The 22,368-nt window shown below is 67.7% G+C and carries 16 protein-coding genes and 4 tRNA genes; 11 read left to right on the top strand and 9 right to left on the bottom strand.

The genetic code is table 11. From position 1 onward, the window contains the following. Nucleotides 1–40: 40 nt before the first annotated feature. Nucleotides 41–445, top strand: coding sequence for a peptide-methionine (R)-S-oxide reductase MsrB (gene msrB / locus OJA40_RS02415; protein WP_011404556.1), 405 nt, complete (start codon nucleotides 41–43; stop codon nucleotides 443–445). Nucleotides 446–486: 41 nt separating this feature from the next. Here the strand turns inward: msrB and OJA40_RS02410 are convergent, their stop codons facing one another. Further along, on the bottom strand, nucleotides 487–1,539 hold the full coding sequence (locus OJA40_RS02410; RefSeq protein ID WP_208425269.1) for a sodium:calcium antiporter: 1,053 nt from the start codon (nucleotides 1,537–1,539) through the stop codon (nucleotides 487–489). 248 nt (nucleotides 1,540–1,787) lie between these two features. Between OJA40_RS02410 and OJA40_RS02405 the strand changes: the two genes are divergently transcribed. The 4 genes from OJA40_RS02405 (at nucleotide 1,788) to OJA40_RS02390 (ending at nucleotide 2,288) form a co-directional block, all read left to right on the top strand. After that, a tRNA-Tyr gene (locus OJA40_RS02405) sits at nucleotides 1,788–1,870 on the top strand. A gap of 64 nt (nucleotides 1,871–1,934) precedes the next feature. Then, nucleotides 1,935–2,006, top strand: a tRNA-Gly gene (locus OJA40_RS02400). 19 nt (nucleotides 2,007–2,025) lie between these two features. Beyond that, a tRNA-Thr gene (locus tag OJA40_RS02395) sits at nucleotides 2,026–2,097 on the top strand. A gap of 119 nt (nucleotides 2,098–2,216) precedes the next feature. After that, a tRNA-Met gene (locus OJA40_RS02390) sits at nucleotides 2,217–2,288 on the top strand. Between the two features lie 310 nt (nucleotides 2,289–2,598). Here OJA40_RS02390 and OJA40_RS02385 read toward each other — a convergent pair. Further along, entirely contained in the window at nucleotides 2,599–6,195 is a 3,597-nt protein-coding gene (locus OJA40_RS02385) for a DUF4175 domain-containing protein (RefSeq protein ID WP_263809878.1), read from the bottom strand. A 362-nt stretch (nucleotides 6,196–6,557) separates the two neighbouring features. Between OJA40_RS02385 and OJA40_RS02380 the strand changes: the two genes are divergently transcribed. Next, the gene (locus OJA40_RS02380) at nucleotides 6,558–7,085 is read left to right on the top strand and encodes a hypothetical protein (RefSeq protein WP_208425271.1); all 528 of its coding nucleotides are present in this window, start codon (nucleotides 6,558–6,560) and stop codon (nucleotides 7,083–7,085) included. A 75-nt stretch (nucleotides 7,086–7,160) separates the two neighbouring features. Here the strand turns inward: OJA40_RS02380 and OJA40_RS02375 are convergent, their stop codons facing one another. Together OJA40_RS02375 and OJA40_RS02370 are read right to left on the bottom strand one after the other, a co-directional pair. Continuing rightward, nucleotides 7,161–7,502: a putative quinol monooxygenase gene (locus OJA40_RS02375; protein ID WP_263808990.1), complete on the bottom strand. Its 342-nt coding sequence runs from the start codon at nucleotides 7,500–7,502 to the stop codon at nucleotides 7,161–7,163. 72 nt (nucleotides 7,503–7,574) lie between these two features. Next, nucleotides 7,575–8,966 (bottom strand): DUF2851 family protein, encoded by a 1,392-nt coding sequence (locus tag OJA40_RS02370; RefSeq protein WP_208425272.1) that lies wholly within the window; start codon nucleotides 8,964–8,966, stop codon nucleotides 7,575–7,577. A 151-nt stretch (nucleotides 8,967–9,117) separates the two neighbouring features. Here OJA40_RS02370 and OJA40_RS02365 point away from each other — a divergent pair, with 151 nt between their 5' ends. The 4 genes from OJA40_RS02365 (at nucleotide 9,118) to OJA40_RS02350 (ending at nucleotide 16,680) form a co-directional block, all read left to right on the top strand. Further along, nucleotides 9,118–9,417, top strand: a complete 300-nt coding sequence (locus OJA40_RS02365) for a hypothetical protein (protein ID WP_208425273.1) — start codon at nucleotides 9,118–9,120, stop codon at nucleotides 9,415–9,417. 46 nt (nucleotides 9,418–9,463) lie between these two features. Then, complete coding sequence (locus OJA40_RS02360; protein WP_263809877.1) at nucleotides 9,464–9,979, top strand: thermonuclease family protein; 516 nt, start codon at nucleotides 9,464–9,466, stop codon at nucleotides 9,977–9,979. Between the two features lie 135 nt (nucleotides 9,980–10,114). Further along, entirely contained in the window at nucleotides 10,115–13,207 is a 3,093-nt protein-coding gene (locus tag OJA40_RS02355) for a PD-(D/E)XK nuclease family protein (RefSeq protein ID WP_263808992.1), read from the top strand. A 47-nt stretch (nucleotides 13,208–13,254) separates the two neighbouring features. Beyond that, nucleotides 13,255–16,680, top strand: coding sequence for a UvrD-helicase domain-containing protein (locus OJA40_RS02350; protein WP_263808993.1), 3,426 nt, complete (start codon nucleotides 13,255–13,257; stop codon nucleotides 16,678–16,680). Nucleotides 16,681–16,715: 35 nt separating this feature from the next. Here the strand turns inward: OJA40_RS02350 and OJA40_RS02345 are convergent, their stop codons facing one another. Both OJA40_RS02345 and OJA40_RS02340 read right to left on the bottom strand, forming a co-directional pair. Beyond that, nucleotides 16,716–18,122, bottom strand: coding sequence for an aminopeptidase P family protein (locus OJA40_RS02345; RefSeq protein WP_208425276.1), 1,407 nt, complete (start codon nucleotides 18,120–18,122; stop codon nucleotides 16,716–16,718). A gap of 107 nt (nucleotides 18,123–18,229) precedes the next feature. Then, nucleotides 18,230–18,634 (bottom strand): hypothetical protein, encoded by a 405-nt coding sequence (locus OJA40_RS02340; protein ID WP_263791169.1) that lies wholly within the window; start codon nucleotides 18,632–18,634, stop codon nucleotides 18,230–18,232. 256 nt (nucleotides 18,635–18,890) lie between these two features. Here OJA40_RS02340 and OJA40_RS02335 point away from each other — a divergent pair, with 256 nt between their 5' ends. Then, nucleotides 18,891–19,694, top strand: coding sequence for a TerB family tellurite resistance protein (locus tag OJA40_RS02335; RefSeq protein ID WP_263808994.1), 804 nt, complete (start codon nucleotides 18,891–18,893; stop codon nucleotides 19,692–19,694). Nucleotides 19,695–19,724: 30 nt separating this feature from the next. Here OJA40_RS02335 and OJA40_RS02330 read toward each other — a convergent pair whose 3' ends face one another. The 3 genes from OJA40_RS02330 to OJA40_RS02320 all read right to left on the bottom strand — a co-directional run bounded on the left by OJA40_RS02330 (nucleotide 19,725) and on the right by OJA40_RS02320 (nucleotide 22,340). Then, on the bottom strand, nucleotides 19,725–20,291 hold the full coding sequence (locus OJA40_RS02330; protein ID WP_208425279.1) for an FxsA family protein: 567 nt from the start codon (nucleotides 20,289–20,291) through the stop codon (nucleotides 19,725–19,727). A gap of 129 nt (nucleotides 20,292–20,420) precedes the next feature. Beyond that, complete coding sequence (locus OJA40_RS02325) at nucleotides 20,421–21,191, bottom strand: ferredoxin--NADP reductase (protein ID WP_263809876.1); 771 nt, start codon at nucleotides 21,189–21,191, stop codon at nucleotides 20,421–20,423. Between the two features lie 153 nt (nucleotides 21,192–21,344). Then, nucleotides 21,345–22,340 (bottom strand): AAA family ATPase, encoded by a 996-nt coding sequence (locus tag OJA40_RS02320; RefSeq protein WP_103016430.1) that lies wholly within the window; start codon nucleotides 22,338–22,340, stop codon nucleotides 21,345–21,347. Between the last annotated feature and the right edge of the window lie 28 nt (nucleotides 22,341–22,368).

The following is a 22,368-nucleotide window of genomic DNA, read 5'->3' as shown; positions in this document are numbered from 1 at the left end:
CCGCATCGAATGGATCACGCTTCAAACCCGCATTGCCGATATGGCCGAAATTGACTCATCCCGCCCGTCGAACGACACGCTCCGCGATGAGCTGACCGAGGAGCAGTACCACGTGACCCAGGAGGCGGGCACGGAGAAGCCCTTTAGTGGACAGTACTGGGACCACAAGGGCGATGGGCTGTATCGCTGTGTGGTCTGCGAGACGCCCCTCTTCGATTCCGACACCAAGTTCGAATCCGGCAGCGGCTGGCCCAGCTTCTACGACGTGGTGGAGGACGGAAACGTCCATCTGACGTCCGACCACAGCCTTGGAATGCGCCGGACCGAAGTGGTGTGTGACGAGTGCGGGGCCCATCTGGGGCACCTCTTCGACGACGGCCCGGAGCCCACCGGACAGCGGTACTGCATCAACTCTGCGGCCCTCGCCTTTGACGGGGACGAGTAGCAGGCGCCGGTTCCCGCCGGCACAATCGCTCGCCTGGGACGTCACGGGGCGTGGGCCGGCGGGGGAAGGTGGGGAATGAGATCCACCGTCCCCACCGTCTCGGCCCCCATCCACACCACGAACGCCAGGTACAGGGCAATGAGCCCCCAGGCCTCAGGGGTGGTTAGAACCATCTCCGATCGCATCGTAAGGAGGACAATCAGGGTGGCGAGCGAAAGCACTCCCATCATGGGCATTCCTACAGAGTAGTTGATGGCGACTGTGCCGGCGACGAGGGCCCCGGCAGGGATGCAGACGAGAAGGTCGAAGATGTTGCTGCCCAACACGTTCGCCACGCTTGTCACGGGATTGCCGGCCCGGGAGGCACGGATGCTCACGAAGGCATCCGGGACCGAGGTGCCGGCCGCGACCACCGTGATGCCCCACAGGAAGCTCGGCGTGCCGAAGATGTCGCCGAACGCCACGGCCGACCGGATGAGCCCCTCCACCCCGATGAGGATGATCAGTAGCGATCCCACGAGGCGTGTCCCCTGCTTCGGAAGGTGGATGTCCTCGGGCGGGGCCTCGGGCCGATGGTCTCGCGTGTCCTGGTACTGCAGGTATACGTAGACGGCATAGAGCGCGAGGGGGAGCAGGGCCAGTCCCCGAGTTACGCCGCCAACCTGGGCGTCCGTTCCACCCGCGAGGGGGTTGTAGATGACGGCGAAGGAGAACATCAACAGGAGCACCACGATCGAGATGAGGTAGAACTGGGTCTCCTTGTAGATCAGGTCGCGGGTCGACTCCAGCTGCTCCTCCGCCCACAGGCCGGCAAGGGCCGGAATCATCAGGATGTTGAAGAGGGCAGAGCCCACGACGGCCGCCACCCCGAGCTCAAAATCGCCATGCAGGGCGGCGGACAATACGGCGGTCGAGAGTTCAGGGAAGCTCGACCCGACCGCCAGTACGATGGACCCCTGCACGAGAGGGGGAAGCTGATAGTACGCCGACAGCTTCTCGGTCGACGATTCGAGAAGCTCGCTGCCTTTCCAAACGACGACGGTGGATACGATCGCGAGGCCCGCGTAGGCCAGAATCGTCGCGATGACGCTCATGCGTGGAGGGGGAGACGGATCGAGAACATCAACGTACTAAGTTGGCTCCTCCAACCACTCATTGGAGTCGGAGTTCACCGGCAGAGGAATCGCGAGCACTGGCCCTGACGATCCGTACGATGAACCGGCTCCCCTCTTCATTTGAAATTCGCCCCCCTCCCGGGCAACTTTTCCGCCGTCAAAACCTAGAAGAGAAATCGCAACGCCGGGCTGACCAACTGGCTGGATGAACGCCGGACGCCCTGCCCGGGTCGGTAGCGAAGTGGCCAAACGCAGCAGACTGTAAATCTGCCGGCTTATGCCTTCGGAGGTTCGAATCCTCCCCGGCCCACCTTGACCGCGAGCGGAACGCCCCGAGCGAGGCACGCTTGGGTGCACCCGCTTGAGAATGCCCTGCGGGAGTAGCTCAGGGGTAGAGCATCACCCTTCCAAGGTGAACGTCGCGGGTTCGAATCCCGTCTCCCGCTCTTCCCACAGGTTGTAGTTGCCGCCTTAGCTCAGTGGTAGAGCACATCCATGGTAAGGATGAAGTCCCCGGTTCGAGTCCGGGAGGCGGCTCTGAGCATCTGGTGCCGGCCGGATTTCGAGACGAGGTGGAATTGATTTTAGATCGCCGTGAAACCGAAAAGCGGCGGAACCTGAAGGGGGCCGGGCAAATACCAGACCGTGCTTTACACCGCGGGGTGGAGCAGTGGTAGCTCATCAGGCTCATATCCTGAAGGTCGCGGGTTCGAATCCCGCCCCCGCTACTGATTTTAGCACTTGTTCTGAACGGCTCCGTCAGTCGACGGAGCCGTTTTTGTAGTTCGACGGGGATGGGCGTCGTCGCTGACGTGAGGTCGGGGGAGCTATTTGGCGCCCAACGACCGAAGGGAGTTGGGCTGTAGCCCCGCGGCCCCCCGATGTGGATTTTCGGTCGCCTCTCCTACGTCGTTTTTGTCTCCCGTGGGGCGGGTGCTAGGTGCTGAGCCACCAGGGGCACCGGTGCGACGAGCATGATGGAGGTCGGCGAACTGAAGGTCTCAGTTGCCGGAAGGGACCGAGGTGAACGGCCGCCGTCTATTTCGCCGCCCCTTCGCGCTGCTCAAGGAGCTCAAAGTACTTCTTGATGAGCGCCTCGTACTCCGAGTCGTATCCCATCTCCAGGGCGCGAATGAGGCCGCGCCGGAGCGTGTCGGGGGCTTCCGAGTCGGGGCGGTCGCCGGGACGCTGCCGATCAAAGTCGTCGTCCGCCTGGCGCCCCCGTCGCTGCTGTTTCTTGCCCTGCGTACGAAGCGACTGCTGGGCGTTGAGAAGACGGCTGAGAATTTGCTGCTGGCGGTTGATGAGGTCTCGGCTGTGGCGGCCGCCCCGCAGATCGTCGGCGGACTGCTCCATCTGGTCGGCAATCTTTTGCAGGTCGCCCATCAACTTCTGCTTCGCCTCCTCCTCCATGTTCATTTCGTCAAGCTGCTGCTTGATCTGGCGCTGCTGCTTGGCGAGCTGCTTCCGCCGGGCCTGCATGTCTTTCGAGAGGCGCTCGCCCTGAGCCTTGTTCAGGAACTTCTGGATCTGCTGGTTGAGCTTCTGCTGCTGGCCGGAGGTCTGCTGCAGCTGCTGCATGGCCTGCTGCATCGACATCTTGCCGCTTCCGCCACTGCTTTGCTGCTGCTTCATCTGGTCCAACAGATCGGAGAGCAGCCGGGCCAACTCATTCAGGTGCATCATGGAGGTTTTCTGGTAGCCGGTGGCCTCGTCTCCCTCACGGGCGTCCAGGGCGGTGGTGGCGTCCTCCATGGCCCGCAGCGCGTTGCCCGTCTTCTCCTGAACGGCCTTCGACATTCGCGGAAGCCGGTTCGCGATGGACTGCAGGGAGTCGGCGACGTGGTTGAGGCCGTCCTGCAGTTCCTTCTGCTGAGGGGCAAAGCGACGAACGGCGGAGCCCTCCCCCTCCAGTCCTTCAAGGGTCGTGCGCAGGTCTTCCTGATCGTTGGACAGGCGCAGGGTGTTTGCCAGGACGCTGCGGAGCCCCGTCATGTTCATCCGGCGCTGCTGTCCCTTCATCTGTTGCTGCATCTGGGACATCCGAGACTGCATGCTCTGGAGGCGTTTCTGCAGCCGTCGCTGCTGCTGACGGGCCTTCCGGAGCTGGTCTTTCCGGAGCTGTTGGCTGTTCTGTCGCATCTGCTCCGGCAGGTCCTGTCTCCGCATCTGCTTCCGCATCCGCTGAAGGTCCTTCTTCGGGGCCGACGGGACGTCCTTCATGTCCTGCTGGGCGTCCTGCATTTCCTCCATGAGCTTCTCCATCTCCTTCGCCAGCTCTTTCTGTTCGCGGGCGAGGTCCGGGTTGGCCGACGAGTCGGCGCGCGGGGAGCGCTGTGAGCCGAGCGAGTCGGATGGCGGCGTGCCCGTGGAGTCCGAGGCGCCCGGTGGGGAGGCATCGGCCCGGGAGGAGTCGGAGGGCGAGGCGGGGGCCGCAGAAGAGTCCGAGGACGGCGACTCCGACGAAGGAGACTCCCCCTGAGACTGGCCGGTTGAGTCGGCCTCGGAAGACGCGTCCATGCGCTCGGACGTCTCCTGGGCGACCTGGTCCTCCCGCTTCCGGATGTCCTCCGCCCGTCGGCTCAGCTCCTCCATCTTCTGCCGCGCCTTCAGCCGCTTGAACAGGTTGAGCGTGCGCTCCAGCTGCTGTTCCTGCTGCTTGAGGCGCGACTGGGCCTGCTCCATGGCCGACTGCATCTGGCGGAAGCTCTGGTCCTGCATCGACCGGCGCATGTTTTCGAGCGCCTTCTGCAGGTCCTTCGACTCCATCTCGTCGATGGTCTGCTTCAGCTCCTGAAATTTCTTGCTGGTTTCTGGGCTCGACAAGTCCTTGCGCTGCATCTCGCGGTTCAGGGAGTCCACCTGACGCGAGAGGCTCGACTTGCTCCGCGAGAGCGACTTCTGCTTCTGCCGCAACCGTTCGAGCTGGCGTTGGTCCTCCCAGTCCGCCTCTCGCGTGCGGCGAACCTCCCGGCGAAGGTCTTGAAACTGCTGCTGTACGTCCCTGGACCGCCGGTTGAGCGCCTGCATCTGCTCGCCGGTTTCCTGCTGCAGGGTGTCGAGCTCCTCGTACTGTTCGGAGAGGGAGGGAAAGCGGAGTCGCTGGGTGGCGGTGCGGCCGCCCTTAGGCCCGTTCACGGTGTCGTTGTCCCAGGCCTGGACGTAGTAGGCCACCTCGTCCCCGCGCTCCAGGTCGAGCCCACTCTCCTGGGCGAGAAGCCAGGTGTGCGAGAGGACCTGGTCCGCGGCCTGGCCGTCGGGGAGAGGGAGGTCGATGGAAGCAAACGACGAATCTGCACCCCCTCCGTCGGTGCGGCGGTAGAACAGGGCCGCCCGCTGAAATCCGTAGTCGTCGCTGAGCTGGACCCGGAGCGGCTGCGTGAGGTCCGGCGTCAGCTCGGCGGGATCGCCGGGGGTGAGGAAGGACACCGACGGCCGGGCGTCGGTCTGAAGGTCGACCTCGTAGCGGATCGGATCGCGGTTCGGAATGCCGCCTGTGCTCTCCAGGCGCAGGGCGTAGGCGTCCTCGCGGCGAAGGCGGAAGCGACCGGTGGCCGAGTCGTCGGTGACCGTGAGCGACTGCGCCGGGCCGTTTTCGAAGTCGAGTGTCGCGTCCGTGACCGGGGCCCCGCCGAGGGCCGCCGACACCGTAACCTCCGTGCCGGGAAGGGCCGTCACGGCGCCCACGTTGGGGGCGAGCTCCCGGGCCGGGCGGTCGGTGTAGGCGGGGGGGCTCACGCGGAGCTGCAGCCGTCGGACGACGGGACGCCGGGCCACCTCCACCGTGTACCACTCCGTGCGGACCGGCGAGGCGGCCACGCGGTACCGCAGGGCACGGCGGACGTTCGGGACGGTGTGGCGGTAGGTGCCCATCGAGTCGGCCTCAATGGCGACGCGCCGGGGCGACTCGTTCTCGGCGGGGCGGAGGAGGAGGGTGGCCGTCTCGGGGACGGTGCCGGTGGCCCGGACGGTGACGCGGAGCGAGTCGCCCCGGACGAGCTGGGCGTCCCCCGGGCGCACGTTAAACTGAAACGGGGCCGGCCGCTCGAATTCGGTCCGGGGAGCGAGGAGGCGCTCCGAGGCGTCGAGAAACGTGGAGGGGGCGGCGAGGACGAACGTCAGGACGGCCAGGCCCGGAAACAACGCCCACCGGGCGGCCCGCCGGGCCGGCTGGAAGTCGGCCACCTCGTCGAACCGGACCTCGTCGACGTGGTCGGCGAGGTGCCGGACGGCCTGGTCCACGTACGGGGCGGGGGCGTGCGACCGCTGGCCCTCTGCCAGCTGGAGCAGGTTTACCAGCCGATCGGCCACCACTGGGTGATGCCTGCCGACCGTCCGGGCGACGTCCTTCTCAGACGGGCCGTCGAGCAGTCCAAGCAGGCGGCCCACCGGGCGGGCGATGAACGCCGCGCCGATGCCCAGCAGAACGGCGCCGGCAAGAAGAAGCAGGCCGGTCCGGAGGCTGGGCTGGAGCCACAGCGCCGCCTCCAGCGTGGCGGCCAGAAGCCAGAGGGCGGCCGCCGCGCCCCCGGCAAGGGCGCCCCCAAAGGCGAGTTGCGCCCACGACATGCGTCGCGTCGCCCGGCGAAGACGGGTGCGAAGGCGCTCGACGAGTCGGGCCGTCTGTTCGCTCATGGGCGGGAAAAGCTGATCGGAAAGCGCATGTCCGGTGGGACAAAGAAGGTTGTCCTGCGGGCGCTGCCGCTGAGGCAGGACGATAAGGGCAGCCCCATGTGGGCGAGACGGTCAAGTGGCAAGAGACGTTCGTTCTATCGTTCCGTGTCAGCGTACCTCCCCGTGACGTTTGGTGTTTCTCGGAGTGTTCATCCTGAGTGTCCCCCGGCGGTCCACCAGGTTTGCACCCGCCTGGGGAAAAGCAACGTGAAAATGGCCGCAAATTGGCGTTCGCGCGACGAAAGGAGCGTCTTTGCCGGACACCTTCGTGCAGTCCTACAGTAGATCCCTTTGCGTGCTGTTACATTTTCTTCGTCTCCGTTATGCTACGCGCAAATCGTTTCGTACTCCTGCTCGCCCTCGTGGGGCTGTTGGCCAGTGGGTGCCGCACGTACGGCGGGTACGACACCAAGCCGAAGACCTATCAGGCGATGCAGCGGTCGGTGGAGGCCTTCGCCGACGAGCTCGACCGGGCCGAGGCCGATTTACGCACCCTCGCGGACGCCGCGGAGGCGTCCGATACCCTCCAGGCATTGGCGGAGGACTACCAGGCCCTGTTGGACGAACATGAGGCCCTACTGGAGACCCAACGAAGCCGCGTTGAGCGCCTATCGGCCAGCAGCGCCTACAGATCGCTTCAGCGCGGGTATGGGGCCACCGTCAAGGAAAAGAACATCATGATGAAGAAGTACCGACACCTGGTGCGGTCCGTGCACGCGACCGTTCAGGGGGCGCAGGTGGGGCCCACAGCCCCGGACGCGGAGCGGCGATATACCATCCGTCCCGTCAACTTCCCGTCGCTCCAAGACGAGGAGCGGTTGAGCATGGAGCAGGCCCTCGGCGACCGTTGAGGGACCTGCTACACTGAATTGACCGCGCGCCTGGGTCGATTTGGTGGACTCGGCGCCTCCATCCGAGGTAAGCGCTCAGGGCTTTCCCGGATTCGTGGCGTCCCGAGCGGCCGCATCAATCGCGTCCGACGGGCGGGCGACGGTGTAGCTTCGGGCACGAGGGCGCTCGGCGAACAGGGGCTTTACCGTCGACCAGGTACGCCGGAACAGGTCGCTGTCCCTGTACGCGTCGAGCGCCTCCGCACGCTCCCACCGGCTATGGGTGGTGCATACGGTGGGGGCCTCCGCGCCCTGCCAGAGCTCAAGGTGCCGACAGCCCGAAACCGATCGAATATGTGGGGCGGCCTCGTCGAAGTGGGCCAGGAACCGATCGACCTTGTCGGGCGCGAACGTCATCCGAACGATGCGAACGAGCACGGGCGACTGGACGTCTTGGAAGGATTTGCGCGTCGCCTTCTATGGATCGGGGGAGAGTAGGTTGGAGGCGTCTCAGTCACCGAGGAGATGCTGGCCAATCTGGCAGTCGAGACACCCTCCCGCCGAACAGTAATTTTTGTAGAGTTCGTGGAGGCCCTGGGCGTCGTACGCCGACCCGGGGTCGGTGCCGAGGTCCTGAAAGCGACGGACCACGCGGTCTTGAGAGGCCGGAAGGGCGCGGAGCACGTCCAGTGCCGCGTCGGCCTGTGCCGCGTTCCCGCGCCGATCGGCGTCCTGCAGGAGCACCGGCACCACGGCGTTGACGAGGAGCGTGTCGCGGCGAGACGTACCAAGACTGGGGCTGTGCTCGGCGGCCCGCTTCGTGAGGTGATAGTGCGTGCGCCAGAAGGCAGGGGGAGAGGCCGCAAGCGCCTCCCGGAGCGTCGCGACGGGGGTGCCCTGCCCCAGGGCCGTGCGGAGCGTCGAGACCGGAGCCTCGTGCAGCAGCCCTCCCTCGGCGTACCACGCCGCCGCCTGTGCAATACGAAGGGGCGGAAAGTTGTTGGGCCGGAGCCGGAAGAAGGTCCAGGCCGTCGAGGCCATCGGCCGGATGTCGAGGCGGACCTGGAGCCGCCGGAAGTGGTCCCGGAGGGCCATGGTGTAGTCGGCCGTGGGGCGGTCGGCCTCCAGCAAGTCACCGGGCTCGGGAAGGAGGCCCGCCGTTCCGAGGAGGAGCGCCTCGCGTTCCTGAGGCGTGTCGAGGGGGCGGAGCACGGCCGGCGGCGTCCGTCGGGCGAGCGTCGTCATCGGGGCGTCGTTCTTCGCGTAGCCGAGCCCGGCGAACAGGCGCTCGTGGAGAACCTCAGCGGGAGACGAATCCGGTGGATCCGGCAGTTGGTCGCGTTTTTCGGTGAGTCGATCCTGGGCGAGCCGGCGGATCCACGATGTGCGAAGGGGGGAGGGCACCTCGTCCCAGCGCGACGCACAGGGCAGCGTGTCGTCGTCGGCCCGCGTCCGAAAGGAGTAGAGCAATTCGCGGAGGGGCGTGTCGAGGTGCGGATAGAGCGCGAGTTCGGGGAGCGCAGACTCGTCGGCCCGCAGAAGGCCCCCGGTCCACATGTCTGCGTGGAGGGTTACGTGGAGCACCACGCTGTTGAAGCGTGGGTCGGTGTGGTGGTCGTGACGAAACCACCCGCCGGAGGTCGTGTGGACCTCGACCTGTCCGCGCCAGTCCATCCCTCCAATGCGAACGTGGGCGTTTTGAAAATCCGGCCCGGCATCGGTGTTGAGGCGCCCCGGATCGCGAATGGCGATGGGCTCCCCGTCGGTCGTTTCGAGGCCCTCGGTGTCGAAGCGCTGCTGGGCCCAGAGGTCCTGCACGAGTGCCTCCGGCACCGTAGCGGCCTCCGGGGCGGGTTCGTGCAGCGTTCCAGAGCCGGGATGGGGAGCATCGAGCGTCGGCATGATGCAGGCTGAACGGGGACAGGGATCGTTTGGCGTCTTTGTGTGTCAGACACCTGCCCGATGCGATCATAACGTCGCCGGGATGGGGAGGCGAGAGGGTCCCTCCCGTGCTCCTCCGGTCCCGACGATTTTCCTGACAACCCACCCTCGAATGGACACGCCCAACCGCTGGAGGCCCCCGGACCTGGCGTCGTGGCGGGTGTTCAGTGTGATCATCGCCTTGCTGCTCGGGGCGCTTGCGTTGGAGATTGCGCTTTCGCCCCACTGGACCGATCCATTCCGCGCGTTCGAGACCTGGGTCCTCGTAGGGGTGGGATTGGGCATGGCGTGTCGGGCCGTGGGGGGATGGCTGGCGCGCCGGAGCCGGCCGGGAGAGAAGACGCTGCGTCGACTGAGCCTTGCGGTGTGGCTCGCGGCGGCCCTGGGCGGACTCGTGGGACTGTTGGTCTGATAATGCCCGCCGCTCGATGGCCGTGCACACCCGTATTCCTGTTGCTGTGGGTTCTGGAGGCCGCCGGCCCGTGACCGCGTGGGCGTGGTGGGGCGTGCTCGCGGGCCTCGCATTGCTTCTGTGGGGCCCCCTCCTCGCTCGGGGGCAGTCGTACGTGGGCACAGGGCACAGGGTGCTGGACGGAGACACCATTTACCTCCTCCGCGAGACGGGACAGATCGTGCGGGTTGAGCTGTACGGCATTGATGCGCCGGAGCGGGGGCAGCCCTTCGCCGACGCGGCGGCCCGGGCCGTGCGACGGATCGTTTTCCGGACGGACGTGCGGGCCCGGGCGGAGACGGACGGCCCCGACGGCCGTTCCCTTTTCGTCGTGCGCGTGGACGATCGCGTGCTGAACGAGCACCTGCTTCGACGCGGACTCGCGTGGTGGGACCGTCGGCAGGCCCCTCACGCCGATCGGTATCGCCGCCTGGAGCAACGGGCCCGGGCGAACGAGCGGGGGCTCTGGGCGCAGCCCGACCCGGTGCCGCCGTGGACGTGGCGGGGACGGGATTTCCGGTAGTGCTGGATGCGAGTCCACACGTTTCACGAATTGCCCGTCCGTCCGCTTTGCTTTGTGCCGTGCAACCGGCAGGTTGTACGTGGCATCGCATTCGCCGGACGCCCCCTCCATTTTCTGCGTTCGTCTCCCTCGTCCATGCCAGCTGTGTCTGCTTCTTCTGCCTCGCCGGGCGCCCAGCTCCGGGCCCTCTGCCGCGCCCACCCCCACGCGCCGAAGGTCGTTCTCGTGCCCCGGACGCAAATCGGGCGCGCCCTCGAGGATGCCCTCGCGCGGGACGCAGACGGATGGGCCGGGGTCTCGACCCGCATCGTGCGTCACCACGCCGAACAGGTGGCCCAGCCCCGAATCCTGGCGTCGGGGCGGCGCGAGCTGCCGGTCGGCGGGCGGTCGTTCCTGGCGGCGCGCCTGTTGAAGCAGCTGCAGCGTCGAGGGCGGCTCGACGGGTTGCCGGGCCCCCGTCAACTGGCCGACACGGTGGCCGAGGCCATCGAGACCCTCCGGCGGAATGGCGCCCCGCTAGCAGACGTGCAGGCGCGCGCCAGGACGGAAGATGCGTCGGCGACGTTTCGGGTGGTGGCGGACTGCTACGAGGGGTACCTGGACGCGCTGGACGCACACGGCCTCTACGACGACGCGCAGGTCCTCCGGTGGGCCGCCGAATCTGTGCGAGAGGCCCCGCCCCCGGCCGTGGCGGCCTCCGTGGTGGCGGTGTGCGACGCCGTGGACCTGCCGGAAGAGGCCCATCAGTTTGTGCGGGCCGTCCGGGCCGGGGCCGAGGCATTCTACCGGATCGGCCGCCCGCAGCCGGAGGCCCCGCCTCCGCAGACGGCCGCTGCGCGCTTTGTGGACGCCCCGCCGCCGCCCGGTGAAACGGCAAATGGGACGGTGCAGGAGGTCCATGTGCGGCGGGCGGTCGGGAGTGCCAGGGAGGTGGATGCGCTCGTCCGCGACCTCCTCGACGCCGACGTGCCGTTCGACGAGGTGGAGATTGCCGTGGCGGGGGAGCAGCCCTACGTCTCCCTGGTCGCCGACCGGGCCGCGCGCGTGGGCCTGCCGGTGTCCATCGCGACCGGGGTGTTTGCGGGACAGACCCGCACGGGCACGGCCCTCCTCGCGTTCTTGGAGTGGGTGACCGAAGACTTCGACCCGGCGGTCCTGATCCGGATGCTGCGGAGTGGGCATCTCCGCATCGACCGGATGCGTTCCGAGATGGAGAATGAGATGGGGGCGGGTTCCCTCGAAGCCCACGAGGTTGCCACCCTGCTGGCCGCACGCCGATACGAGCCCGGGCGGGACGGATACGCCAAGGCCCTCGGGGCCGCAATTGGAGAACTCGAGGACCGCATCGTGGAGCTGGAGGGGCAGGGGCTCGAGCCGGAGCGGGATCGGGAGCGGCGACGGGCACTCCGGTTCGTCGCCCGACTCGTGGAGGCCCTGTTGGCCCTCGTCCCGCGAGAGGCCTCCGTGCAGGAGATGGCGGCGCGGGCACAGCGGTTCGTCGAGCGGTTCGGGCCCGTCGACCCGCCCCCCGAGGACAAACCGGAGGCGGAGCGGACGCTCGACGAGGCGGGCCGTACCGTGCTTTGGCAACGCCTCGACCGCCTCGCACGCGTTCCGGTAGACTACGAGGCGTCCGGCCCGCAACTCGCCGCGCTCCTCCGGCGCTGGCTCGAGGGACAGTACGTGCGGGCTGAGCATCCGCGGCCCGGCACCGCGCACGTCGTGCCGCTCGAAAGTGCGGGGTACGGCGCCCGCTCGCACCTGTACGTCGTCGGGATGGATAGCGACACGCTCTCCACGACAGCGGTGGCGGGGGCCATGCTCCGCGACCCGGACCGCCGTGCGCTCAGCGACTCGATGGACGGCGAGCTCCCCGAGCGGCGCTCGGCCTCGGACGAGGCGCAGTGGCACCACGAACAGGCCCTTGCGCGACACACCGGGGTCCTGTCCCTGTACACCCGCATCTTCGACCTCGACAGTGGGGAGGAGCGGTATCCCTCTCCGCTCTTTCTCCGGCTGGCGGAGGCCCCCACGGTCGAGTCGGAGCGCACCGAAGGCATCGTGCCGACCGGCGAGCGCACCTGCCTCAACGACATGGAGGCGTGGCTGACGGTCGCTCGGAATCGGGGCGGCGAGGGCGCAGGGACGGGCACTGCCCGCGACGCGCTCTCCGACTGCTATCCCTGGCTCCGGCGTGGGGAGGACGCGCGACAGGCCCGCCAGAGCGACGCGTACACGGCACACGACGGACTGCTGGAGGCGGGCACGTATCCGGAGCTCGATTTTCTTCGGGACCGCGAAAACGGCGGGCCGATGTCGGCGGGTCGACTGGAGACTTTTGCCGAGACCCCGTATCTGTACTTTCTGAAATACGTCCTGGGCGTTGAGCCCCTGGACGAGCCCGCGCTGGACGACGAGCCCTGGCTCAACGCCCGTCGCCGCGGCAGCATTCTCCACGCCACCTTTGAGGCGTTTATGACGACCCTCCGGGGGCGGGACGAGCGGCCCGCGGCCGAGCACGAACCGCTTCTCGAAGACACGCTCCAGGCCGCGTTCGAAGCGGAAACCGAAAAGATCGCGCCCCCGAGCGATGTCGTCGAAGAGGCGGCGTTTCGTCGGCTCTGGGCGGATGCGCTCGTGTTTTTGCGGGCCGAGACGGCGCACTGTCGCACCCACGCGCCGTTGTACCACGAGGTCGGGTTCGGCTACGGCCCGTATCGACGCCAGGAGGAAGACTTCGGGGCCGTTACAATCCCGGTTGAGGGGCGCGAGATGGCGCTCCGAGGACGGATCGACCGGGTGGACCGCCGGCCGGATGGGACCCTGGCGGTCTGGGACTACAAGACGGGGCGTGCGTCTTCATTCGAGGAGGGCGACCCCGTCGCCGACGGCGCCCAACTGCAGTGGGCGCTCTACGCCTACGCACTCTCCACACTCACGGACGAGACAGTGGGGACGTCCGGCTACTACTTCCCAACGACCCGAGAACGGGGCACGCGGCTCGCCTTCGACCCGGGCCGGTACCGGACTGAGGTGGAGCGGCTTCTCGACCGGCTGAGCTCCCTCGCCGCCTCGGGGAGCTTCCCGATGCACCCTCGTGCCCGGTACCTCAACGCGTGGCGGTACCGGGGCTACGACCGCCTCTTCCGCGATCTAGCGGCCCGGAGCACGGCCCTTCAGGCGAAGGCGTATCCCGACGAGCGCCCCACCCCACCGTCCTTCGGGTAGTCGCCGGCCGTTTTACCTGTCGTTTCCCCCCACACTGAACCGCGCCCATGTCCGCCCCCCACTCGGCCTCCTCAACGTACGACGACGCCGCCGTCCGCCGGCGGATTGGTCCGTGGCAGGAAGACGGCGTGCCGAGCCTCTCGGCCTTCGAGCCGGATACGAACTTCTTCGTCCGGGCGGCGGCTGGCTCCGGCAAAACGACGGCCCTCGTGGCCCGCATGGTGGCCCTCGTGCGCTCGGGGGTGCCGGTGGAAGACCTTACGGCCATCACCTTCACCCGGAAGGCCGCCGGGGAGATGAGCAAACGGTTCTACGAGGAGCTCCGGCGCGCCCAGACTGCACTGCCAGCGGAAGGCCCGCAGCGACGACGGGTCACGGCCGCCCTCCGGGATGCGCAGCAGGCCTTCATTGGCACCATCCATGCCTTCTGCGCGCGCCTCCTGCGGGAGCGCCCGATCGCCGCAGACCTGCCCCCCGGCTTCGTCGCGGGCCTAGAGGACCGCGAGGAACGGGAGCTCCGTGACCGCGCCTGGCAGAACTACCTCCAGACCGTACGGGCCGACCGGCCGGCCCGCATGGAGGCGCTCACGAGCCTGGGGCTGGAGCCGGAGGACCTGGACGCCTACTTTGAACGGCTGTGCGACCACCCCGAGCTGGACCCGTACGTCAACGCCCCGGACACCGCCCCCGCCCTGAAGCAGGCCGCCGCGGCGGTGCGGGCCGAGCTCGACGCGTGGCAGGCCCGCCGTCCGGATGCACTGCCCGAAGGCCGCGACGACGCAATGCAGGCGTTCGACAGGGCGGAGAAGCTGATTGCGCAGACCGGGATGGAGACCCCGGCACAGCGCGCGGAGCTCCTTGAGCTGTTCGCCGGCGTGGCCGACGAGGAGTCGGCGGACGTGACGCTAAAGTGCTGGCGCGGCCCCCACACGGACGCCTACGACTGGGCGCGGACCCTGCGAGACGAGCACCTGCCCGCGCTGGTGCGCGACGTGGTGCAGCCGGCCCTGCGCCGGTGGCGGGCCTACGTCCACCAGGAGGTGGTGGCGTTCGTCCGCCCGGCCGTGGAGCGGTTCGCGTCTCTCCGTCAGGCGGAGGGGCGGCTTACCTTTCACGACCTGCTCGCCTGCACCCGAGACCTGCTGCGCGACCACCCCGGCCTCCGAACGACCATTCAGGAGCGCCACCCCCGCCTGCTGGTCGACGAGTTTCAGGACACCGATCCGCTGCAGGCGGAGCTGCTCTTCTACCTCACCAGCCGCAATCCGACCGAGACGACCTGGACCGACTGCCGCCCGCTTCCCGGCAGCCTGTTCATCGTCGGGGACGACAAGCAGTCCATCTACCGATTCCGGCGGGCGGACATGGAGGTGTTCGAGGCCGTTGGCGAGCGCATCGAGGACACGGGGGGCGAGGCCGTGACACTGACCAAGAACTTCCGCTCGCTTGACGTCATCTGTGACTGGTGCGACGCGGCATTCGGGGCCCTCTTCGACGACGCGGACCTGATGGACCGTCAGGCCACGTACACCCCGTTCGATCCCCAGCGCACGACAGAGCGGGACGTGGACGGGGTGCGGCGGATCAACCTCGACAAGGTGCGGGGGAACTGGGGAACCGATATCGCCGCGCAGGACGCCGGGCGCATTGCCCGCTTCATTCAAGGCGCTCGGGACGAAGAGCGCAGCGGAGGGGGGGACGACCGGCACGGCGCGATCTTCGCCGGCGGGGCGGACTATTCCGACTTCCTCATTCTGACGCGGACCAAGTCGCGCCTTTCCGTCTACGCCGAGGCCCTGGCCGAGCGCGGCATCCCGTACACCGTGACCGGGAGTGAAGACCTGGGCGAGGCGGCCGAGCTGAAAGCCCTCGTGGACCTGCTTACCTGCGCCCTCCGACCGGACGACGAGGTGGCGTGTGTGGCGTACCTGAAAGGGCCCCTCGTGGGGGCGAGCGACGACGACCTGTACCGGTTTTCGCGGGCTGGTGGCGCGTTTGGTCGCATGCACGAGCCGGTGCCGGCGTCTGTGCTGGGGGCCCTTCCGGCCGAGACCGCGCAACGGTTCGAGGAGGCCTTCGGGCACCTGCGTGCGGCGCGGCGCCGGCTCCACGCGCAGCGTCCGGGCGTCGCAATCGAACAACTCATCGACGACCTGGGACTGCTCGCGGGGGCGGCCCACCCGCCGGACGCGGCCGAGGGGTCGCTCCGGGCCGGGCGCGTGCTCCGCACGATGACCTACGTGCAGGATCTTGCCGCCCAGGGACTCGGGTGGGCCGAGGTGCTGGACGAGCTGCAGCGGGTGGTCGACGGGGAGGAAGAGGTGGACGGCATGACCCTGGAGACGGGCGGCGACGATGCGGTGCGCGTGATGAACGTGCACCAGGCCAAGGGGCTGGAGGCGCCGGTCGTCTTCCTGGCCGATCCGTACAGCCGGAGCAGCGGGCCGTCGGTGCGGCGTCACCTTCGCCGGGAGGCCGGCGAGCTCGTCGCCCCAATCGTGCAGGGAAGCGGCTACCGCGAACGGGTGACGCACCCGCCGCTGGGGTGGGAGAGGCCCGTAGACGGGCGGGACGAGAGCTTCCGCGAGAGCGAAGAGCGCCACGAGGCGGCCGAGGAGCGGCGCCTCCTGTACGTGGCGGCCACCCGGGCGCAGAATCTATTGGTCGTGTCGACCTACCCGGAAAAGCCGGACGACGGCCCCTGGGCGCCCCTCTACCCGCACCTGGACGCGGCGGACGTTCCCGAGCTGGGGCGCCCGGGCGCGGAGCCCTCCAGCGACCGGCCGGAGGCGCCCGCCCCTGCCCTAACAACAAAACGGACTGAACGGGACGCTCAGCTTGAGGTGCAGTCCCGTCCCTCGTACCGGACGGAGTCCGTCACCGACGGCGACCGCGCCTCCCCCGTGCGCTCGTCTCCGGCGTCGGAGGGCTACGGGGAGGCGTTTGGCTCAGCAATCCACCAGCTCCTGGAGCAGTGTGTCCGCACGGGCCGCCCCACCCCGTGGACCGACGAGTCGGTGGCGGCGTCCGTTCTCGAACGGACGGGGGCTGCGACCACGCCCGACGCCGTCGGGCGGGCTACGACGATGGTCCAGCGGTTCCTGGACAGCCGTGTGTGGGGGCGGGTGCAGGGCGCCGATCGTGTGTACGCCGAGTACCCGATCGCCCAAACCGTTCAGCGCGAGCCCCCCGTGGTGCGTCGGGGGGTGATCGACCTGGCCTGGCGGGCGGACGGCCGCTGGATGCTCGTCGACCACAAGACCGATCGTGTCCAGGGACGCCCGCCGGAGACGCTGCCCCCCGACCATACCTATGTCCGACAGCTTCAGGCGTACGCGCGGGCCTGGGCCGCCGTGGTCAACGAGCCCGTCGCGGAGGTGGGGCTCTGGCTTGCGGACGCCGGGACGCACCTGGTCGGAGACCCCACGGGGGAGGAGCAATCCCTGTCCCTGGGCCGTCGCGCTGCGGACTGATCGGCCGTGCTCGCGGGCACGTCCTCCCCTCGACGCTAGGCGGCACGGGACGAACCGGCCCGATCGGCCACCTCGCCCGGCGCCTTCGGAATGTCGGGCCCCAGGATCCGGGCTCCATCGTCGGTCACCAGCATGTCGTCCTCAATGCGGATCCCACCGAATCCGAGGAAGTCCTCCACCCGCTCGTAGTTGATGAACCGCTCGTACCGTTGCTCTTCCCGCCACTGCTTGATGAGCGGGGGGATGAAGTAACACCCCGGCTCCACGGTGATCACAAATCCGGGCTGGAGGGGACGCCCCAGGCGCAAGGTGTGGAGGCCGAACTGGTCCGGCCGCGGCTGGTCCTCATCGTATCCCACATACGTCTCCCCCAGGCTTTCCATGTCGTGGACGTCGAGGCCCATCATGTGCCCCAGGCCGTGCGGGAAGAAGAGGGCGTGGGCGCCCGCCGCGACCGCCTCGTCGGCGGCGCCCTGCATGAGCCCCAGTTCGATGAGGTGCTCCGTGAGGGTGCGGGCGGCGTGCTTGTGGATCTCGATGAAGGGGACGCCGGGGGCAACGGCGTTGATGGCGGCGGTCTGAGCCGACAGCACGGCGTCGTAGATGGCTCGCTGTTGCGGCGTGAAGCCCCCTCCGACCGGCGTTACGCGGGTGATGTCGCCGGCGTAGTGGCGTGGGGAGGTGGCCCCGGCGTCCACCAGAAGAAGGTCGCCCTCCTTAAGGGTGTTCGGATACGAATGGTTGTGTAGCACCTCGCCCCGCACCGAACAGGTCGGCGTGAACGAGAAGGTGCTCCCCTCGGCCGTCAGGAGGCCGGTCATGGCGCCCACGATTTCCTGCTCGGACGCGCCGGGAACCGCGTGCTTCTGGGCACAGGCGTGGGCCTGGGCGGTGCGTTCGAGGGCCGTTTCGATCTCGGCCACCTCCTCCGAGGACTTGACCGACCGCTGCCGGACCACAGCCCGAATCAGGGGCTCCGAAACGGCGTCGTCGAGTTGGGTGTGGGGACGGCCCAACAGCGCCTCCAGGCGGAGCCGGTGCCCGTCGCGGTACGGGGGAAGGACGTGAACGGGGCGGCCCTGCTGGCGGGCCTGCGCGATTCGAGCATCGAGTGCAGAAGGCGGATCGACCGTGTCGATGCCGACCGCGGCGGCGTCTTCCCGGAGGGCGGTCTGCTCGCCTTCCCACACGACGTCGTCGAGGGTTGCCTCTTCGCCGTACAGGGTTGAGGCGCCCGCGTCGAGATCAATGAGGCCGTACAGGTCGGGGCGGTCGAGCCCAAAGTAATAGAGAAAGGTGCCGTCCTGGCGGAAAGGGTGGGGGTTGTCGACGTAGTTGCGCGGCGACCGCCGATTTCCGAGCAGCAGGACGAGGCCGGAGTCCGGGCGCTCGTGTTCAACGAGTGTGCGACGCCGCGAACGATAGGTGGCGGGGGCGAACATCAACCAGGAGAAATTCAGGAGAAAGGCGTTGGGCGGGGGCACTGAGTGGAGTAGGAGAGGCGCTCAGGCTCCTTTCTCCCCCAGCTAACGCGTGGTGGGAAAGCCAGTCATCCGTCTGCGGACGGGCCGTGCATCAGAATCTGGAGAAGGGCCCGCGTTTCCGATAGGTGGCGGATCTGGCGCACGGTCTGGTGGGTGGCGTACAGCCCATACACCGCCACGAGGAGTGTGGGGGCGAGCCAGAGGGCGATGCGGCTCCAGGTGGACCCATCGACCAGCCACAACCCCACGAGGAGCCCAAAATAAATCCCGGCAACGACCATCGACAGCAGTGAGTACCGACTTTGAGTCAGGCGCTGGTCGATGGCGCCAAGCACCTCGCCGTAGCGGCGTTCCTCCAGGGCCTCCAGGTCCACAACCCCGGAGAGGGCCGACTGGACGCCGTCGCTGCCGTGAGGATCAAGCCGCTGGGCAACCTGAGACTCCAGGGCGTCAGGGTCAATGGCGGGCATCGCAGAAGGGACGGATGAAGAGCACATCAGGAACTGAGCGCATCAGCATATTCAACATCGGTGGTACATCTGGACGAATGCAACCCCGATGGGAATAGATCACGACCAGTTTCACAGGGAAACCGTCGGAGGCCTGGCTGTCTTTGACGGCGCCGGCCCTCCCACTTCAGGACGGCCGTCCCGGCCCCGTTGCGTTTCGGGGCCGTCGTTCTGTATACTTGCGACGTGGCGTCCTGTGAATTCAGCCCCTGCTCCTATGAACGCTTCCGACGACTGGACGACGACCCACGACCTGGCGGTCGTATACATTGCCCTGGCCTACGGCACCGACCACGAGCTCAGCGACGAGGAGCTCCGGGTCCTCAAAAATGCCCTTCAGGCGTGGGAGTCGATGGACGAGCCTGCCGTCCAGGATCTGATCGTGGAGGCCGCTACGGTGTTCACCGAGCGGGAGGCCGAGGCGGAGTTCCGACGGGCCGTTCAGGACCTCAGGTCGGCCCTTTCTCCCGAAGAGCGGCGCGACACAATTCGGCACTTGATACGCATTGCGGAGGCCGACGGGGTGCTCCTGGAGCGGGAACAGGGGCTCATCCACACACTGGCGGACGCGTGGTCGCTCAAGGCACTCAGCGAGGACCTTCTGGAAAATACGTCGGCCGTCGTGCAGCGAAGGGGGGAGGACTGGGGGCTCATTCACGAGCTGGCCTTTCTCTACATCCTCGTGGGGCACGCTGCCGACGAGAATCTGTCGGGGAGCACGGTAGATGTGATGGTGGAGCGGCTGCAGGAGTGGCAACCCGAGCGGTCGCCGGAGGCGTTGCGCGACGTGGTGCGGCGGGCGCTGCAGGTGTACGCGGAGCAGCCCCGAGAAGACCTTATTTACGACTCGGTGGAGGCGCTGAAAGAGGCGCTGTCAAGCACGCACCGCCTGACGGCCCTCGACGACCTCTACACCGTGGCTCGGGCCGACGGCCCCCTCACCCGGACCGAGCGTGATCTCATCTCGTCCCTGGCACAGGCCTGGGACGTGAACGTGCGAATGAACGGGCACGGCGGGTGAGCGTCGTTGGGCGGTCTGAGTGCCTCAGGACTAGGGGGAGGACGAGGCCGTTCCGTTCCCGTCTCCCTGCGGTTCGTCCGCGTGGTTGGGTCGGTCCTGAGGCCGCCCCTCCCACGTGTCGTCCGGGGCGGACCGGCGGGGGCCGCCGGGAGAATGAGGGGGAACATTCGCCCCCTTGGAATCGGAGGCGGTGGGGCCCCCGAACATGCCAAACTGCACCTGCATGGTCCCTTGGTCCACCTTGCCCTGGAACCAGCGCATCAGCACGTTGCGGAAGCGGGTGCGGGTGATGGGAATCAGGCCCGAGAACCCAATCACATCGGTCAGGATGCCGGGCGTGATGAGCAGGGCGCCCGCTACCAGGATGATGACGCCGTCGGCGAGTTCTTCCCCGGGTAGGTCTCCGGCCTGCAGTCGGCGGTTGAGGCGGCCCCAGGTCGACAGTCCCTCTCGGCGGGCGAGGTGACTCCCCACGACGCCGGTTACGATGATCAGCGCGATTGTGGCCCAGAACCCGATCAGCTGGTCTACCTGGATGAGGAGGGCCAACTCCACTGCGGGCGTGAGCAAGAAGAGCAGAATCAGGCGACCAAGCATGGGGCAATCCCGTGAGGGGGCTGGTGAGGGGCAGGCAGGGACTCTTCCTCCGTCCTCGGTGGACCACAGGCAAATCTACCGTCTGGTGTACGGTTCCCTGCCGGGGCCCTCTGCTCGCGGTTGCGGGGACTATCCGTCCCCGTCGCGCTCCACGAAGTATTTCTCTTCGTGGATTGCGTCTTCCTCAAAGCCGGCCCGCTGGAGAATGCCCTGGGCCTTGTCAATCATTTTTGGGTGCCCACAGGTGTAGGCGGCGCTGTCGGACGGGACGAACGAGGTGGCGTCCAGGTGCTTCCGCAGGACATCCTCGACCCGCCCGTACTCGCCGTCCCACTCCGGATCCTCCCAGGGACGACTGACGGTGGGAACGTACTCGAACCACCCCACCTGATTGGAGAGCGCCTGAAGTTCGTCGAGGTACGTGCCCAATTCCCAGGATCGACTCGCCCCGTGCAGGACGAGCATCGGGGCCGGCGTGTCCAGGGCCCCGGCCCGAAGTTTCTGGAGCTGATCCCGGATGATGCTGACGTAGGGCCCCACGCCGGTCACCGTCGCCGCCATGAGGTGGTGGGTGCGGTCCGGATCCAGGGTGAACCGGCCGACGATTTTGTTCCGCATCCACACGTCTGCCCCCCGGTTGAGGTCCCAGAGCTTCGGCGTAAGCGCCCCGTCGTCCACCCGCTCAATGAAGAACTCGAGCTCCGTCTCTCCGGGGGCCGAGGCGACCGAGTAGGGGCGAAGCAGCGGGCGGTCGCGGTCGTCGTTCATCAGCCCGAGGGTGGCGTACTGTCCCGGCGTGAAGTCAACGGGCGTGTCTGCACGGAGACGAAACACCGCAAGCTCTTCGGAAAAGTCGACCCGTTCCACAAAGGTCAACCGGCTGTACCGGGAGGCATCCATTCTGCGTTCGGCAGCGTCGTGAAGAAACCATCGGGGGCAGGCAGGGACGGGCCCGCTCGTTCGCAAGAGAGCACCTCCCCTTCCGCCATAGAAGTGCTACTGCCGGTTGAGGGTCGAGTTTTCGCTCCCCCGACCCGCGTCCTCAAAATGCCGTTACATCTCGTCGAGGAGCTGGTCGATCAGGTCGACCGACGATACGTCGTCCGCCTCCGCGTTGAAGCTCGGAACGATGCGGTGCCGCAGAACGGGCACGGCCATCCGGCGAACATCGTCCTCCACCGGGGTCATTCGCCCGTCCAGGGCGGAGAGGGTCTTCGCCCCCAGGACGAGGTACTGGGAGGCCCGGGGCCCGGCGCCGTAGCTCAGGTAGTCCTGAATGAACTCGGGGGCCTCTCCGGAGTCGGGCCGGGTGCGGGTCACGAGCTGTACGGCGTACTCGATGACGTTGTCGGCGACCGGAATCTGCCGGACAAACTCCTGGTAGGACTGCAGCTCGTCGGCACTCATGACGGGGGACACCTCCGATTGGGGGCCGGCGGTGGTGCTCCGAACCACCTCGGTCTCTTCGTCGAACGAGGGATAGTCGAGCCAGAGGTTGAGCATGAACCGGTCCAGCTGAGCCTCGGGCAGGGGATAGGTGCCCTCCTGCTCGATGGGGTTTTGCGTGGCGAGAACGAAGAACGGATCGTCCAGCGTGTGTGTCTCGCCCGCGGCGGTGACGTGCTGCTCCTGCATGGCCTCCAGGAGGGCCGCCTGGGTCTTGGGCGGGGTGCGGTTGATCTCGTCCGCGAGGATCACGTTTGCAAAGACGGGCCCGGCCGCAAACTCGAAGTGGCGCCCGTCCTGGGTGTCCTGAATGATCTCCGTGCCCGTGATGTCACTGGGCATGAGGTCGGGCGTGAACTGGATTCGGCTGAAGTCCAGGTCGAGTGCCCCGGCGAGGGTGCGCACGAGGAGGGTCTTGGCGAGGCCGGGCACCCCGATCAGGAGGGTGTGCCCGCGGGCCATGAGGCAGACCACCACCATCTCGATGATGTCTTCCTGCCCCACGATCACCTTTCCGATCTCCTGCCGAAGGCGGTCGTAGGCCGTGCTGAGGTCGTCGAGCGTCTCGGGGTCCTGCGGAGGAGAGGACGAGGAAGGAGGCATAGGAAAATCGACTCGGAAGCAGAGCAAG

This window comes from Salinibacter pepae (assembly GCF_947077775.1).
Taxonomy (GTDB): domain Bacteria; phylum Bacteroidota; class Rhodothermia; order Rhodothermales; family Salinibacteraceae; genus Salinibacter; species Salinibacter pepae.
The sequence above is the reverse complement of the archived record's forward strand: the minus strand, read 5'-3'. Positions and strand labels throughout refer to the sequence as shown.

Coding starts and splice junctions, on each gene's coding strand:
- msrB (WP_011404556.1), top strand. CDS start 41: ATGGCCGAAATTGACTCATCCCGCCCGTCGAACGACACGCTCCGCGAT.
- OJA40_RS02410 (WP_208425269.1), bottom strand. CDS start 1,539: ATGAGCGTCATCGCGACGATTCTGGCCTACGCGGGCCTCGCGATCGTA.
- OJA40_RS02385 (WP_263809878.1), bottom strand. CDS start 6,195: ATGAGCGAACAGACGGCCCGACTCGTCGAGCGCCTTCGCACCCGTCTT.
- OJA40_RS02380 (WP_208425271.1), top strand. CDS start 6,558: ATGCTACGCGCAAATCGTTTCGTACTCCTGCTCGCCCTCGTGGGGCTG.
- OJA40_RS02370 (WP_208425272.1), bottom strand. CDS start 8,966: ATGCCGACGCTCGATGCTCCCCATCCCGGCTCTGGAACGCTGCACGAA.
- OJA40_RS02365 (WP_208425273.1), top strand. CDS start 9,118: ATGGACACGCCCAACCGCTGGAGGCCCCCGGACCTGGCGTCGTGGCGG.
- OJA40_RS02355 (WP_263808992.1), top strand. CDS start 10,115: ATGCCAGCTGTGTCTGCTTCTTCTGCCTCGCCGGGCGCCCAGCTCCGG.
- OJA40_RS02350 (WP_263808993.1), top strand. CDS start 13,255: ATGTCCGCCCCCCACTCGGCCTCCTCAACGTACGACGACGCCGCCGTC.
- OJA40_RS02345 (WP_208425276.1), bottom strand. CDS start 18,122: ATGTTCGCCCCCGCCACCTATCGTTCGCGGCGTCGCACACTCGTTGAA.
- OJA40_RS02340 (WP_263791169.1), bottom strand. CDS start 18,634: ATGCCCGCCATTGACCCTGACGCCCTGGAGTCTCAGGTTGCCCAGCGG.
- OJA40_RS02335 (WP_263808994.1), top strand. CDS start 18,891: ATGAACGCTTCCGACGACTGGACGACGACCCACGACCTGGCGGTCGTA.
- OJA40_RS02330 (WP_208425279.1), bottom strand. CDS start 20,291: ATGCTTGGTCGCCTGATTCTGCTCTTCTTGCTCACGCCCGCAGTGGAG.
- OJA40_RS02325 (WP_263809876.1), bottom strand. CDS start 21,191: ATGGATGCCTCCCGGTACAGCCGGTTGACCTTTGTGGAACGGGTCGAC.
- OJA40_RS02320 (WP_103016430.1), bottom strand. CDS start 22,340: ATGCCTCCTTCCTCGTCCTCTCCTCCGCAGGACCCCGAGACGCTCGAC.